General features: G+C 52.7%; 1 rRNA gene. It reads right to left on the reverse strand.

Annotated features, from left to right (window positions below):
• Positions 1-566: ribosomal RNA gene (locus tag AC3WOK_RS23365) — 23S ribosomal RNA — on the reverse strand; the annotation flags it as partial.

A 566-nucleotide genomic window follows, 5' to 3' on the forward strand; every position in this document is an offset into this window, starting at 1 on the left:
GGCTCCCCTATACGGTTAACCTTGCTACAGAATATAAGTCGCTGACCCATTATACAAAAGGTACGCAGTCACACCACGAAGGTGCTCCCACTGCTTGTACGTACACGGTTTCAGGTTCTTTTTCACTCCCCTCGCCGGGGTTCTTTTCGCCTTTCCCTCACGGTACTGGTTCACTATCGGTCAGTCAGGAGTATTTAGCCTTGGAGGATGGTCCCCCCATATTCAGACAGGATACCACGTGTCCCGCCCTACTCTTCGAGTTCACAACCTGTGTGCTTTCGTGTACGGGACTGTCACCCTGTACCGTGCGACTTTCCAGACGCTTCCACTAACACACAAGCTGATTCAGACTCTGGGCTGCTCCCCGTTCGCTCGCCGCTACTGGGGGAATCTCGGTTGATTTCTTTTCCTCGGGGTACTTAGATGTTTCAGTTCCCCCGGTTCGCCTCGTTAACCTATGTATTCAGTTAACGATAGTGTGTCGGAACACACTGGGTTTCCCCATTCGGACATCGCCGGGTCAAAGGTTCATATCACCTCGCCGGCGCTTTTCGCAGATTAGCACG

The organism is Enterobacter sp. FW301-JW81 (assembly GCF_058788735.1).